We start from the raw sequence: 14722 nt of genomic DNA, 5'->3' as shown, positions 1-14722 counted from the left end.
CCAAAGATTCTTTGGAGTTGACAACATTTATTTATTGTAAACGTTTGCAAAGTGTGTTTTATAATAAGTGATTTTTTTGCAATTTAGTCACTACGCCATAAAATCTACATATTTGTTAACCCCTATCAACTCTAAACTATGATGAACAAACTCCAAACTCTTAGCGGCTATATATACGAGTATCAAAAAAGTGTGCAAGATCCCGAACATTTCTGGGACCGTGTGGCTGATTCTTTTTACTGGCATCAGCGCTGGGATAAGGTCGTTGAGTATGACTTTAAAAAGCCAGAATTTAAATGGTTTACTAATGGTAAACTTAATATCACTGAGAATATATTAGAAAGACACCTTTTCTTATTGGGAGATAAGCCGGCTATCATCTGGGAACCTAATGATCCTCAAGAAGACAATAGAATAATTACTTATAAAGAACTGTATGAGATGGTTTGTCAGTTTGCTAATACACTAAAGCAAAACGGCATTCAAAAAGGAGATAGGGTAGTTATTTATATGCCTATGGTGCCAGAGGCTGCAGTAGCTATGTTGGCATGTGCTCGTGTAGGTGCTGTTCACTCTGTTGTTTTTGCAGGTTTTTCAGCACAATCGCTTACAGACAGGATCAGCGATTGTGAAGCTAAAATGGTACTTACTTCTGATGGAAACTTTAGAGGGAGTAAAACTATACCGGTAAAGGCAGTGGTGGATGAAGCATTACAAACAAGCCCTTCTGTTGAAAGAGTGATTGTTTATCAACGTACACATCAGGATGTGGAGATGATGGCGGGCAGAGACCTTTGGTGGCATGATGCTATTAGCGGTGTTTCTCTTGATAATAAAGCGGAAGTGGTAGACTCTGAAGATATGTTGTTTATTCTGTACACTTCAGGCTCAACAGGAAAACCCAAAGGTGTAGTGCATACTTGTGGGGGCTATATGGTTTATACCAATTATTCTTTTAAAAATGTTTTTCAATATAATATTGGAGATGTCTACTGGTGTACTGCAGATATAGGTTGGATTACAGGTCATTCTTACATTGTATACGGTCCATTACTGGCTGGGGCTACTAGTGTGATGTACGAAGGCGTGCCTACATTTCCTGATGCAGGAAGGTTTTGGGAAATATGTGATAAATATAAAGTAAACCAATTTTATACTGCTCCAACAGCCATTAGAGCATTACAGGCATATGGCACTGATCCGATAGAGCCTTATAAGTTAGATTCATTACGCGTACTAGGCTCAGTGGGTGAGCCAATAAATGAAGAGGCGTGGCACTGGTATCGTGACCACGTAGGGCGAGGTAAATGCCCCATTGTGGATACTTGGTGGCAAACAGAGACCGGAGGCATTATGGTTTCGCCAATAGCAGGTGTTACGCCTACTAAGCCTGGGTATGCCACTCTGCCTTTGCCAGGTATTCAATTAGCTATACTTGATAATGATGGCAATGAGTTGAAAGGAAACAGTGTGGAAGGAAATCTTTGTGTTAAGTTTCCTTGGCCTTCTATTTTAAGGACTACCTATGGAGATCATGAAAGGTGTAAGCAGACCTACTTCAGTAGTTTTGAAGGATATTACTTTACGGGTGATGGTGTAAAGAGGGATGAGGACGGATACTATAGAATTTTAGGTAGAGTTGATGATGTAATCAATGTTTCTGGTCATAGAATGGGAACTGCCGAAGTTGAAAATGCAATCAATGAGCATCCTAAAGTGGTAGAGTCAGCAGTGGTTGGTTATCCGCACGAAATTAAAGGGCAAGGAATATATGCCTATGTAATTTGTGATATGGAAGGTAGATCTGAAGATAACCTGAAGGAAGAAATTAGGCAGACCGTTAATAAAATTATTGGGCCAATAGCTAAGCCAGATAAGATTCAAATTGTACCAGGTTTGCCTAAAACAAGATCTGGAAAAATTATGCGTAGAATACTGAGAAAGATCGCTAGCGGAGATGCAAGTAATCTGGGAGATACCAGTACTTTGTTAAACCCTGAGGTTGTGGGTATTATAAAAGAAAATGTAGTTGAATAATAAAAAGGTTAAAATATATCAATAAACTTACGTAAGTTTACTGTTCAATAGATAGAAAAGAGTCCCGAATAGGGACTTTTTTTTTGATATCTCTCTGTTTTTTGATCATTTAAGCCGCGTTTGTGTTTTGGCATTAGATTTTCATGTGTAAAATTGTCTGTTAAATTACATATGTTATGAAAGTTGTTTATTTTAATCTGTTGGTTGTTTTTTTGTTTGTTGTTTCATGTAAGTTTTCGTTCGCTCAGATCACTTATACGAGTAATGATAATTTTACTGGAAATTGGGAGGCTGTAAGCACTTGGTCTTCTGTAGGTGGCTGGTCATCAGCGCCTCAATCACCTGGAAACCCTACTAATTCTAATGCTAATGGTATTAACATATATGGCTACATAAGGGTGAATAGTACACTTAATGTTAACAATGCTAACCCTGTAATAAATGTGTATGATACGCTATGGGTTGACGGAGATATGAATGTAGGTTCTGGAGCTCAAATTAATATTTATGGTCAAGGAGTGTTAGTAGTTACAGGAAACTATACATCGAGCGGTGGTTTTAGAACTAATAATGATGGTAGGGCAGTGGTGCTAGGTGATGTAAACATCAACTCAGGAACAACAGTAAGTACAGACGATGAGTTTTATATTTTCGGAGATTTAAATAATAATAACGGTTATGTAGGAGACAGAGATGGTAACTCATGTTATACTTGGGGAGGTTGTGATCCTACTCAATATACTTCTACAGAAAGCGACCTTTATAATAATGACCGACAGCTATATGAATTCGCTACAAATGGAGGGGTATTGCCTGTAGAGGTGGAAAATTTCCAGGCTGTAGTTGAAAATGGAGCGGTATTTATTTCATGGGCAACTTTAACAGAATTGAACTTTGATTACTTTTCTATAGAACGTTCAATTGACGGACAAATTTTTGAAGAGATAGGCACTGTAGCAGGTAACGGAAATACCACAACAAGAATAGAGTATCAGTGGGCTGATTACTCTCCAGAAGCGGGTGTAGCATATTACAGATTGAAGGCTACGGACTATGATGGGTTTACAGAGTATCATGGAGTAATTAGAGTTGAGTATGAGTCAGCATCATTAAACTATAATGTATACCCTAATCCAATAGTTGATAACAAAGTGTATATAGAGTCTACACAGGGACTGCAAAATGTTTCTCTTATCAATATAAATGGTCAGCACGTTACGGTTGATTATAACCAGGTTGGAGCTACTACAGAGGTTAATGTAGGAAGAGATGTGGCTCCCGGCTACTACTACTTACAAATGACTTTTGATGTAGAGGTGAAAGTTGAAAAGGTATACGTTAGATAATTTCGAATATTTAAGATTAGTTAGAATTTTAATACAAGAGCCTTTAGCTTTACAGACCACAAAATAATAATGAATGTTAGAGGTTAAAGGCGTATCATTTTCTTACCTAGAAGATGAAGAATCAACAGTACGAGATGTTAATTTCTCCTTAAAAGAAGGAGGACATATGACCCTTTTAGGAGCTAGTGGATGTGGGAAAACAACTTTATTAAAAATTATTTATGGGTTGTTTGCTGTAAATAAGGGGCAGGTATTTTGGAAGGGGCAGGAGTTAAAAGGCCCTGAAGACAGACTGATACCAGGTGAACCTTTCATGAAATACGTATCACAGGACTTTGACCTGTTTCCTTTCCATTCTGTTACTGATAATGTTGCTAAGCATTTGCCGCCAAATCTTACTTATGAAGATAAGGAAGAGCGTATTTATGAACTACTGCAAATGGTAGAAATGTTAGATTATGCTGATGTTAAAGGTAAGTTTTTAAGTGGTGGTCAAAAGCAACGAGTAGCACTTATTCGCGCTTTGGCCAATGAGCCTGAGGTGTTATTGTTAGATGAGCCTTTTAGTCATATAGATCATTTTAGAAAAAATGACCTTAGGCGAGAGTTATTTAGTTACCTAAAGAAAAAAGGCATTACCTGTATAGTAGCCACACATGACAAAACTGAAGCCCTCTCTTTTTCTGATTATGCTGTGGTGATGAAAGACGGTGAAGTGGTTGATAAAGGCACGCCCATTGAAATTTATCAAAGTCCTAAAAATAAGTATGTGGCTAACTTATTCGGAGAGGTTAACCAAATTCCTTTAAAAGATTTGAGGGCAGGAGAAGCAGGAACAGTATTGATATATCCGCATGAATTCTTTATTACTAATGAGAAAGCAGGTATAGAGGTGGTTGTTGATCAACCCTATTTTCAAGGAGGCAATTATTTAATAAAATCCCAATACAACAACGATTCCTTGTTTTTTGAGAGCTCTTCTTATATAGAGCCCAATACAAAAGTGTTGCTTGATGTACCAGACGAGGTGATTGAAAATAGAAAAAAGCGTGTTTAATTAAACACGCTCTTCAATATTTATCTGGATAATAAATAGGTCTTAAATGAATCAAATTCATTGTCCATTTCTATGCTTTTCTTCTCTAATTCGGCATATTTAGCTAGTCTTTCAGGTATTTCTATCTTGCCAATTACCTCTTCAACCGTATCCTTAAACTTAGAGGGGTGTGCTGTTTCAAAAAATACACCGGTTTTTCCTGAGGCTTTACTGAGAGATTTTTGTAAACCTAAATAACCAACAGCACCATGAGGGTCAAGCACATAGCCAGATTCTCCATGTACTTTGGCCATTACCTTTTTGGTTTCCTCATCGCTAAAGCTGTATCCTTCAATAAAAGCTTTCATGCTCTCCCAGTTTTTATCAAATAATTCAAACATTCTGTAAAAATTACTTGGGTTTCCTACATCCATCGCGTTGGATATTGTAGCCTTGGAGTCTGCAGGTGTGTATTTACCTGTAGTTAAATAGTTAGGAACTATGTCGTTGATATTAGATGAAGCGACAAATCCCGATACTGGTAGTCCCATTTTATAGGCTAATAAGCCTGCTGTTAGGTTGCCATAGTTGCCACTAGGTATAGAAAATACAAGGTCTTGCTCAGGGAGTTGCGCTTTAGTCCAGAAATAATAAAATGACTGAGGAATTAGCCTTGCTATATTTATAGAATTGGCCGATGTCAACTGCATTTTTTTATTTAACTCTTCATCTAAGAAGGCTGATTTTACTAGCCGCTGACAATCATCAAAATTACCATCAACCTCTAGTGCAGTAATGTTCTGACCTAAAGTGGTCAACTGCTTTTCTTGTAATAAGCTCACTTTGTTTTTAGGATATAGAATGACTACATCCACATTGTCCACGCCTAAAAAACCATGGGCTACAGCTCCTCCAGTGTCTCCAGAGGTGGCTACTATCACGGTAACTTTCTTGTCACTCTTGGTAGAGAAATGACTTAAGCACCTTGCTAAAAATCGAGCTCCGATATCTTTAAATGCTAAAGTAGGGCCATGAAATAACTCCAATGAATAGATATTGTCCTCTACTTTTACTGCGGGTATTTCAAAACTTAACGTATCGGCAATGAGTGCTGATAATTTATCTTCAGCAATGTCATCTTTAACAAAAGGTAAGGCTACTTGTGTGCCTATTTCTGCTAATGAGTAGTTGGTAAGGTTTTCAATAAATGCTTTAGGAAGTGCAGGTATTGTTTCGGGCATAAATAGTCCGTTGTCATCAGGAAGCCCTTTAACAACTGCTTCTTTGAAGCTTACCGGATTAGTTTTGCCATTGGTACTGTAATATTTCATGGTTTATAAAACTTTTGCGCCCTCTGCATTTATGGCAGAAACGTATACTTTATGATCTATATCTATTTTTGAGTAATACTCTGAAAAAATGCTACCTATGTTTTCTGCTGCAGCTTTGCCTTCAGTTAATGCAAATATGGATGGACCAGAGCCAGAGATGCTGCAGCCTAATGCCCCGTTTTCTATCGCTAATGCTTTTGCTTCTGCATAGCCTGGTATTAATACCGAGCGGATAGGTTCTACAATGTAGTCATCCAAAGACCTACCGATCAATCCATAATCGTTGGTTGCAAGGCCGGTGATTAGACCCGCAACATTTCCCCATTGGGCTACGGCAGTTTCTAGGCTCACATCCTTTTTTAGTATTTTCTTTGAGTCTGAAGTTTTTACTTCTATTTGTGGATGTACCACAGCTACAAATAAATCTTTAGGAAAAGGAACATTTACCACATCTAAAGGAGAGTAACTTCTTACTATGGTAAACCCGCCTAATAATGCAGGGGTTACGTTGTCGGCATGAGCTTTACCTGATGCACAGCGTTCTCCTTCCATAGCATATTTTACCAATTGAGCCTTGCTAAATGGCTTGCCTATTAATTCATTGGCCGCAAATACTGCAGCGGCTGAACTAGATGCACTGGAGCCTAAACCGCTACCAGGCATTACTCTTTTGAGAACAGTGATTTCAAATCCTTGTTGCATACCGGCATCTTTTAGTAAAGCTTCAATCGCAACTCCAATCACATTCTTTTTAGGGTCCGTGGGAAGATCTTCAAATCCTTCTATTGGGTGAATGGTGATGTTTCCAGTATCGTTTTTTTTCACCTCTAGCTCATCTCCGATTCCGTCTAATGCTAGTCCTAAAACATCAAAGCCAGGGCCAACATTAGCTACTGTAGCTGGTGCAAATACTTTAATATTGTCCATGGCCCTTTAGTTTGCGTTAGCTATTCTCATAATATCAGCGAAAATTCCAGAGGCTGTTACCTCAGCACCCGCTCCAGCACCTTTGATTACTAGAGGCTGTTCTGGGTATCGTTTCGTGGTAAATAATACTATGTTATCCTTTCCTTCAAGGTTGTAAAGCGGATGTGAACTTTCTATTAATTGTACTCCAGTTTCTGCTTTTCCTTTATTGAAAGTAGCTACGTATTTTATTTTTTTATTTACTTTTTTGGCATCTGCTATCATTTTTTGGAAGGTAGCCTCATGCTCTTTTAGTCTTTCAAAGAAAGTGTCGATGTCAGGGGCATCCATACACTCTTGTGGAATAAATGGCTTTGATACTATGTCATCTATTTCCATGTTGAGGCCACTTTCTCGCAGTAATATCAATATCTTTCTTTTTACATCAACACCGCTCAGGTCTATTCTTGGGTCAGGTTCAGTGTAGCCTTCCACTTGGGCTTGTTTTACTATATCAGCAAATGTGGTTTCTTCACTGAAATTGTTGAAAATGAAGTTAAGACTTCCTGATAGCACCGCTTGTATTTTAAGTACTTCATCACCACTTTTTATTAAATCATTTAGCGTGTTGATTACTGGTAGCCCAGCACCTACATTGGTTTCAAATAAGAATTTGGCCTTATACTGTAGTGCTGTTTGTTTAAGGTCAAGATACTCCTGAAATGAATTGGTACAAGCAATTTTATTAGGAGTTACTACAGATATACTTCTTCGTAGTATTCCTTTATATAATGAGGCTATGTCAGCATTAGCTGTATTGTCAATGAAGATGCTATTTCTTAAGTTTAGCTCTTCCATTTTTGCAAGAAACTTAGAAGTTTCCATTACCTCAGCCTCGGTGTCAAGTTTAGCTTTCCACTCTTTTAGGTCTATGCCTCTCTCCTGAAAATACATTTTTCTGCTATTAGCAAGTGCCACTACACGTAAGTCTATATGATGATGGTGTGCTAAGTAGCTTTTTTGCTTTTTCAACTGCTCTACTAGTGCGGCTCCTACGTTGCCTACACCTATCATAAATACATTAATCACCTTTTTCTCTGAGAGGAAAAAGCTTTCGTGTAAGCTGTTCAATGCCTTTTTTATCTCTCTTTCATAGATAACCACTGAAATATTTTTCTCTGAAGACCCTTGAGCAATAGCTTTTATATTCACTCCATTTTGGCCAAGCACGCTAAACATTTTTCCGCTAACACCAATTTGTTCTTTCATATTAGAGCCAACCAATGCAATTACCGCTAGTTTTTTTTCTACTTCTACAGGGTTGATTTTCCTTGTAGTAAGCTCAAATGAAAATTCTACTTCTATGGCAGCTAAGGATTTTCCAACATCAGAAGCATCTATACCAACACATATAGTGTGTTCAGATGAGGCCTGAGTGATAAGCACTACATTAACGCGAGCAGAGGCTAAAGCTCGGAACAGCCTGTGTGAAAAATTGGGTATACCTACCATTCCACTTCCAGAAAGGTTGAGCAAGGCTATATTTTGTATGCACGATAGTCCCTTTATTAATTTACCATTTTTGGAAGAAGTGCCAGAAATTAAAGTTCCGGGATCAGCTTTTTTAAAGGTGTTTTTTATGCGTATTGGAATGTTTTTTTCTAACGCAGGTTGAATAGTAGGAGGATATATCACCTTGGCGCCAAAGTGAGAAAGCTCCATGGCTTCATCATACGAGATTTCATTAATAACATATGCAGATGACACTAAACGTGGATCTGCTGTCATCATACCACTTACGTCTGTCCAAATTTCAAGTTCTGGAGCCTCCAAAGCTGATGCAATAATGGCTGCCGTATAATCAGAGCCACCTCTTCCTAAGGTAGTAGTTTCTTTTTGCTTAGAAGACGCTATAAAACCAGGACATATTTGAATATTAGTTCTGTTTTCGAAGTATGCCTTAGTTTTTGGTATGGTTATTTCAAAATCTACATTAGCCCTGCTGTATAAATCATCAGTAATGATGAAAGTTTGAGGGTCAACCAAATCGGTTTTATGGCCACAATCTGTTAAGAAGTCCGTAATTATGGTAGAAGATAATCTTTCGCCAAAGCTGGAGATTTTATCACTGGTTTTGGTGGTTAACTCGTGTATTAAAAATACTCCCCTGCATATATCTTCAAGGTCATTTAGAAGTATTTTTATTTTACCCTGCGTTTTGCCTTGGTTTTTAACTGATATAAGCTCTTGAATGGTTTTTATGTGTTTTTGCTCTATTTGATTTAAGATTTTTAAATAGTTTTCATCTCCATTAGAGGCCATTTCACTGGCTTCTATTAATTGTGATGTAACACCTCCAAGTGCAGAAACTACTGCTATTACATTTTGCTGTTTAGATTTTTCAAGAACAATGTCCTTAACAAGAGTGATGTTTTTAGCAGAGGCTACAGAAGTACCTCCAAATTTTAAGACCTGCATAAACAGATAAGGTTATGTTATCGATGAATTTTTTGATTCTGATTTGATTAGAAATGGAGCCCTGCTCCGGAAAGCGATATGTAAATTACAACCCCATTAAGGGGTAATAATTGTAATAATAGAAGTAGTCGTCCCTTGGGTAGGGCCGAAAGTGAAAAGAGAAGAAAATGTGATATTTAAATCCACTTGTTTACTTGTATTATTACTAATGTGAACCAAAGGTAAGGCTTAAATTTAAAAACGCAAGAAAGAAATGAAATTTTATATAGCTTGAATGATTTAATGTAGATATAAAATATTGGTTAAGTTGCTGATGTGTAGAATATTATTTTGCTTAAATAAAAAAGCCTTGATCAAAATTTTGATCAAGGCTTTGACTAAAACCAACCAGAACTAAAATTTAGCTACCACATGCCTCGCAAGCATCAGGGTTATCTAAAGAACAAGCCATATCAGAGCGGTTTTGCTCATCGTTAATTTCAGCACTTCTTTGTACAGTTTCAGTTTTGGCAGACTTATCAACTGTAAATTGAATTGCAGAAGCTGCGGCTTTAGTTCTTAAGTAGTACATACCTGTTTTTAAGCCTTTTTTCCAAGCATGGAAATGCATAGAAGTTAACTTACCAAAGTTAGGCTCTTGAATATGTACGTTCATACTCTGACTTTGACAGATGTATGCCCCTCTGTCTGCGGCCATGTCTATAATTACTTTTTGGGAAATTTCCCAAACAGTTTTATATCTATCTTTTATGTTTTGAGGAATTTCAGGGATGTTTTGAACAGATCCATTAGCTTCAATAAGTCTGTTTTTCATAGCGTCATCCCAAATACCTAGCTCAATTAGGTCTTTCATCAGGTGCTTATTCACTACAATGAATTCCCCTGATAAAGTTCTTCTAGTATAAATGTTAGAAGTGTATGGTTCGAAACATTCGTTATTACCTAATATTTGAGAAGTTGAAGCTGTAGGCATAGGAGCTACTAACAAAGAGTTTCTCACTCCGTTTTTCTTAACTTCTTTTTTCAGGTTATCCCAATCCCATCTGTTAGATTCTGGAGTTACTCCCCACATATCAAATTGGAAGATACCTTTTGATACAGGTGATCCTTTAAATGTTTCATATGCTCCGTCTACTTTTGCTATTTCCATAGAAGCAGTCATAGCTGCGAAGTAGATAGTTTCATGGATATCTTTGTTTAATCCTTTTGCCTCTTCTGAATCGAATGGCATTTTTAACATTAAGAATGTGTCGGCTAAACCTTGAACTCCAATTCCAATAGGTCTATGTCTTCTATTAGAATACTCAGCTTCTTTTACTGGGTAGTAGTTTACATCAATAACTTTGTTTAGGTTTCTGGTGATTACCTTAGTTATTTCGTATAGCTTTTGGTGGTCAAACTTGCCGTCTTCAGAAACAAATTTAGGTAATGCTATAGAAGCTAAGTTACACACAGCTACTTCGTCAGGAGCAGTGTATTCCATAATTTCAGTACATAAGTTACTAGACTTAATAACACCTAAATTCTTTTGGTTTGACTTTTTATTAGCGGCATCTTTATAAAGCATATAAGGAGTACCAGTTTCAATTTGTGCTTCAAGAATTTCAAACCATAAATCTTGTGCTTTTATTTGTCTTCTGTATTTTCCTTCGTTTTCGTATTTGGTATATAGTTTTTCAAACTCTTCACCATATACATTTTCTAAGCCAGGAGCTTCATTAGGGCAGAATAATGACCACATTTCATTGTTTTCTACCCTTTTCATAAATAAGTCAGATATCCATAAAGCATAGAATAAATCTCTAGCTCTTAGCTCTTCCTTACCATGATTTTTTCTTAGGTCGAGAAAATCGAATATATCAGCATGCCAAGGCTCTAAATATATTGCAAAACTTCCTTTTCGTTTACCTCCACCTTGGTCCACATAACGGGCTGTCATGTCGAAGTTACGCAACATAGGAACTATACCGTTAGAAACACCCCCAGTTCCTTTAATGTATGATCCTGTAGCTCTGATATTGTGTATGCTTAGTCCAATACCTCCAGCAGACTGTGAAATTTTAGCACATTGTTTTAATGTGTCATATATACCATCAATGCTATCATCTTGCATTGCTAGTAAAAAGCAAGACGAAAGTTGTGGCTTAGGAGTACCAGCGTTAAATAACGTAGGAGTCGCATGCGTAAACCACTTTTCACTAAGTAGATTATAAGTTTCAATTACAGATTCTATATCATCCATATGGATGCCGACAGCCACACGCATCAACATATGCTGTGGTCTTTCCACTATTTTACCATCAATTTTCATGAGGTAAGATCTTTCTAGTGTTTTGAACCCAAAGTAATCGTAGCTAAAATCTCTGTCGTAAATGATAGATGAATCTAATAAAGCAGCATTTTTCTTTATAACCCCATATGCTTCTTTTGATATTAGTGGTGCATTTTCTCCTGTTTTAGGATCTACATAAGTGTATAGCCTTTTCATGGTATTTGAAAATGACTTGCTAGTTACTTTATGTAGGTTAGAAATTGCCATTCTAGCGGCTAGGAGAGCAAAATCAGGATGCATTGTAGTCATAGATGCAGCTGTTTCTGCAGCTAAGTTATCTAGCTCTACTGTAGTTACACCATCATATATACCATTGATAACCTTCTTTGCAATATCTACAGGCTCAATATAGTTCATATCAAGTCCATAGCACAATTTCTCTATTCTAGATGTAATTTTGTCAAACTTAACAGATTCGCGTCTACCGTCTCTTTTTATTACTAGCATACTCTGGGTTATAAATTAGGGGTTAAAATGAAATTAAAGAATAAATTAAAAGTCTTCGTCTAATGAGAACTTAGGAGATGAAGAATCGTCATTTTTCTTCATAACTCCGGCTTTTTGGTAGTCGCCTACTCTTTTTTCGAAGAAGTTTGTTTTTCCTTGAAGAGAAATCATTTCCATGAAATCGAACGGGTTAGTGGCTCCGTATACTTTCTCTCCCACTAGTTCCACAAGCAATCTATCTGCCACGAATTCAATATACTGACACATTAGCTCGGCATTCATTCCTATAAGACTTACCGGTAGCGCATCGGTTACAAATTCTTTTTCTATAGCAACAGCATCTTTTATTATATCAATAACTGTTTCTTTAGGTAATTTATTTTCTATGTGATTGTTATAAATTAAACAAGCAAAATCACAGTGTAATCCTTCATCTCTAGATATTAATTCATTAGAAAAGCTTAAGCCAGGCATTAATCCTCTTTTCTTTAACCAGAAAATAGAGCAAAAACTACCAGAGAAGAATATGCCTTCTACTGCGGCAAATGCAATAAGTCTCTCTTGAAAAGAACCTTTGTCAATCCACCTTAAGGCCCACTCTGCTTTTTTCTTTACGCAGTCCATGGTATCGATGGCGTTGAAAAGCTTATCTTTCTCTTGATTGTCTTTTATATAAGTATCTATAAGTAAAGAATATGTTTCTGAGTGAATATTTTCTACGGCAATCTGAAATCCATAGAAAAATTTTGCCTCTGTATATTGTACTTCAGCAACGAAGTTTTCTGCTAAGTTTTCGTTTACGATACCATCACTTGCAGCAAAAAAGGCTAATACATGAGATATGAAATGTCTTTCTCCATCATTTAGGCTAGCCCAATCCTTTAAATCCTGACCTAGATCGATCTCTTCAGCCGTCCAAAAACTGGCTTCCGATTTTTTGTAAAATTCCCAAATATCATCGTGCTGGATAGGGAATAAGACAAAGCGATTCTTATTTTCTTTTAAAATGGGTTCTAAAGGCATTTGTGCGTTGTCACTCATCTTTGTATTCGAGTTTAATAATTATGAAACTTCTAGAATCAAAAAATGTTTACGCATAATAATATAGCAAACCTTTTTTGAATTGTTGAAATTTTGTTAAAAAATTACAGGGAAACCTGTTCTGGACAATTGATTGAGTTTAAATCAATAGGCACCACAAAATTAGCAATAGATTTATAAAAACAAAGTGCCGAGACTATGTCATAGAAGAATACAATTTATCCATTTAAATAATTGATAATCAGTATTTTATGACTATTTCTTCAATTTGAAATTAACCTTAAAAACGCTGGAAATGAAGTTGAGTTTATTTTGAAAAAGTTTTCCACATGAATAAGCAAAGTTGTGAAATTGTATTATGAATGGACAGCAGATTTCTTACATCTACTTATTACTTAATAAGCGCTTCTTTAAATCGTTTGGAACATATGTTAGATGGGGCTCTTGTGGGTTTAAAAACCATTCTGGTGGGCCATAATAAGCTGTATTGGTAACTGGGTCTACGAATTTGATGTAATCGCCTGACCGATGTTTGTTAGATAATGCTGCAGAAACGCTACTTCTGACTTTATTTTTATCCAATTCCGACTCTTTTTCTAGTATATAAGTTACCACCTCAGCTGAAGTCATTAGTTGTTTAGTTACTTGTTCGTAATAGGTGATTTTTCTTGTCCAGGGCCATTCTGGCCTATAACCCTTATCACTTTTTAACTGACTGGCATATTGTGTTTCCCCAAAAATAGGCATGCTTGTTAATGATTTCATGTGGTTGTCGATTTCATCAATTTCCTTTTGAAATTCAGCAATTTTAGCTTCGAGCATTCGCTTTTTCTCGCTTAATGCTTTAACATATAAATCAGCATACTTTTCTGGGATGTTGACCTTCATTTGTCGGTTTTTAGCTTAAATTAATAGAGTTTGCGAATATCAAGCATGTCAAGCAATATAAGCAAGCAATTGCAGCAATAACAGCAATTATTTTATTTAAATTCATTTGTGATAGAGGTGCTTATAAAAAATGTGTATATATAAAAACTATTATTTGATAATTAATTTAAAAGAGTTAAATTTGCAGTCCAATTTTTAAAAATAATTAGTTACATGTACGCAATAGTTGAGATAGCCGGAAAGCAGTTCAAAGTAACAAAAGACCAATTCGTTTATGCTCCAAAGATGGAGGGCGAAGAAGGCGCTTCCGTAGAATTCGGCAACGTATTATTATATGGTGATGATAATACAGTCGAAGTTGGTGCACCATTAGTGAAAGGTGCAAAAGTATCAGGTAAAATCCTGGGACATGTTAAAGGTGATAAAGTAATCGTCTTCAAAAAGAAAAGAAGAAAAGGTTACAAAAAGAAAAATGGTCACCGTCAAGATTTCACGAAAATTCAAATTGAAGACATCGTAGCTGGATAAGTTCAGTAGGGTTTTCAATCAATAAAAAATTATTTAGTACTATTAATTAACTAAAGAAATGGCACATAAAAAAGGAGTAGGTAGTTCCAAGAACGGTAGAGAATCGGAAAGTAAACGATTAGGAATTAAGATATATGGAGGCCAGAAAGCTATTGCTGGTAACATACTTGTAAGACAAAGAGGAACTAAGCATCACCCAGGAGCTAATGTAGGAATCGGAAAAGATCATACATTATTTGCTTTAACAGATGGTGTTGTTACATTCAAAAAAGGAAGAAACAATAGATCTTACGTTTCAGTAGAAGCTCAGGCTTAAGGTTTTAACTTTTTTTAAAATATTTTGAGAAGCACA

At 36.4% G+C, this 14722-nt stretch carries 11 protein-coding genes; 5 read left to right on the top strand and 6 right to left on the bottom strand.

Going from position 1 to position 14722, the window contains the following annotated elements:
* Positions 1-138 precede the first annotated feature (138 nt).
* The 3 genes from acs (at position 139) to ACXACQ_RS03320 (ending at position 4440) form a co-directional block, all read left to right on the top strand.
* Positions 139-2037, top strand: a complete 1899-nt coding sequence (gene acs / locus ACXACQ_RS03330; RefSeq protein ID WP_474974507.1) for an acetate--CoA ligase — start codon at positions 139-141, stop codon at positions 2035-2037.
* Positions 2038-2213: 176 nt separating this feature from the next.
* On the top strand, positions 2214-3383 hold the full coding sequence (locus ACXACQ_RS03325; RefSeq protein ID WP_474974506.1) for a T9SS type A sorting domain-containing protein: 1170 nt from the start codon (positions 2214-2216) through the stop codon (positions 3381-3383).
* A 73-nt stretch (positions 3384-3456) separates the two neighbouring features.
* Complete coding sequence (locus tag ACXACQ_RS03320; RefSeq protein WP_474974505.1) at positions 3457-4440, top strand: ABC transporter ATP-binding protein; 984 nt, start codon at positions 3457-3459, stop codon at positions 4438-4440.
* Between the two features lie 20 nt (positions 4441-4460).
* Here ACXACQ_RS03320 and thrC read toward each other — a convergent pair whose 3' ends face one another.
* The 6 genes from thrC to ACXACQ_RS03290 form a co-directional block, all read right to left on the bottom strand.
* Positions 4461-5750 (bottom strand): threonine synthase, encoded by a 1290-nt coding sequence (gene thrC, locus ACXACQ_RS03315; RefSeq protein WP_474974504.1) that lies wholly within the window; start codon positions 5748-5750, stop codon positions 4461-4463.
* A gap of 3 nt (positions 5751-5753) precedes the next feature.
* Positions 5754-6677, bottom strand: coding sequence for a homoserine kinase (locus ACXACQ_RS03310; protein ID WP_474974503.1), 924 nt, complete (start codon positions 6675-6677; stop codon positions 5754-5756).
* 6 nt (positions 6678-6683) lie between these two features.
* Entirely contained in the window at positions 6684-9134 is a 2451-nt protein-coding gene (gene thrA, locus ACXACQ_RS03305; RefSeq protein ID WP_474974502.1) for a bifunctional aspartate kinase/homoserine dehydrogenase I, read from the bottom strand.
* A 400-nt stretch (positions 9135-9534) separates the two neighbouring features.
* Positions 9535-11913: a ribonucleoside-diphosphate reductase subunit alpha gene (locus ACXACQ_RS03300; protein ID WP_474974501.1), complete on the bottom strand. Its 2379-nt coding sequence runs from the start codon at positions 11911-11913 to the stop codon at positions 9535-9537.
* Positions 11914-11958: 45 nt separating this feature from the next.
* Positions 11959-12936, bottom strand: coding sequence for a ribonucleotide-diphosphate reductase subunit beta (locus ACXACQ_RS03295; RefSeq protein WP_474975034.1), 978 nt, complete (start codon positions 12934-12936; stop codon positions 11959-11961).
* Positions 12937-13338: 402 nt separating this feature from the next.
* Positions 13339-13842, bottom strand: a complete 504-nt coding sequence (locus ACXACQ_RS03290) for a hypothetical protein (protein ID WP_474974500.1) — start codon at positions 13840-13842, stop codon at positions 13339-13341.
* Positions 13843-14055: 213 nt separating this feature from the next.
* On the opposite strand from ACXACQ_RS03290, the gene rplU reads away from it, so the two are divergent.
* Entirely contained in the window at positions 14056-14370 is a 315-nt protein-coding gene (gene rplU, locus ACXACQ_RS03285; RefSeq protein ID WP_474974499.1) for a 50S ribosomal protein L21, read from the top strand.
* A gap of 58 nt (positions 14371-14428) precedes the next feature.
* Entirely contained in the window at positions 14429-14686 is a 258-nt protein-coding gene (gene rpmA / locus ACXACQ_RS03280) for a 50S ribosomal protein L27 (protein ID WP_474974498.1), read from the top strand.
* Positions 14687-14722 lie beyond the last annotated feature (36 nt).

This window comes from Fulvivirga sp. AWR4_260, assembly GCF_056158185.1.
Note: the sequence above shows the minus strand (reverse complement) of the source record. Positions and strands in the feature narration are given on the sequence as shown.

What these genes read in the sequence shown, in the direction of transcription:
- acs (WP_474974507.1), top strand. Translation starts at nt 139, where the DNA reads ATGATGAACAAACTCCAAACTCTTAGCGGCTATATATACGAGTATCAA.
- ACXACQ_RS03325 (WP_474974506.1), top strand. Translation starts at nt 2,214, where the DNA reads ATGAAAGTTGTTTATTTTAATCTGTTGGTTGTTTTTTTGTTTGTTGTT.
- ACXACQ_RS03320 (WP_474974505.1), top strand. Translation starts at nt 3,457, where the DNA reads ATGTTAGAGGTTAAAGGCGTATCATTTTCTTACCTAGAAGATGAAGAA.
- thrC (WP_474974504.1), bottom strand. Translation starts at nt 5,750, where the DNA reads ATGAAATATTACAGTACCAATGGCAAAACTAATCCGGTAAGCTTCAAA.
- ACXACQ_RS03310 (WP_474974503.1), bottom strand. Translation starts at nt 6,677, where the DNA reads ATGGACAATATTAAAGTATTTGCACCAGCTACAGTAGCTAATGTTGGC.
- thrA (WP_474974502.1), bottom strand. Translation starts at nt 9,134, where the DNA reads ATGCAGGTCTTAAAATTTGGAGGTACTTCTGTAGCCTCTGCTAAAAAC.
- ACXACQ_RS03300 (WP_474974501.1), bottom strand. Translation starts at nt 11,913, where the DNA reads ATGCTAGTAATAAAAAGAGACGGTAGACGCGAATCTGTTAAGTTTGAC.
- ACXACQ_RS03295 (WP_474975034.1), bottom strand. Translation starts at nt 12,936, where the DNA reads ATGCCTTTAGAACCCATTTTAAAAGAAAATAAGAATCGCTTTGTCTTA.
- ACXACQ_RS03290 (WP_474974500.1), bottom strand. Translation starts at nt 13,842, where the DNA reads ATGAAGGTCAACATCCCAGAAAAGTATGCTGATTTATATGTTAAAGCA.
- rplU (WP_474974499.1), top strand. Translation starts at nt 14,056, where the DNA reads ATGTACGCAATAGTTGAGATAGCCGGAAAGCAGTTCAAAGTAACAAAA.
- rpmA (WP_474974498.1), top strand. Translation starts at nt 14,429, where the DNA reads ATGGCACATAAAAAAGGAGTAGGTAGTTCCAAGAACGGTAGAGAATCG.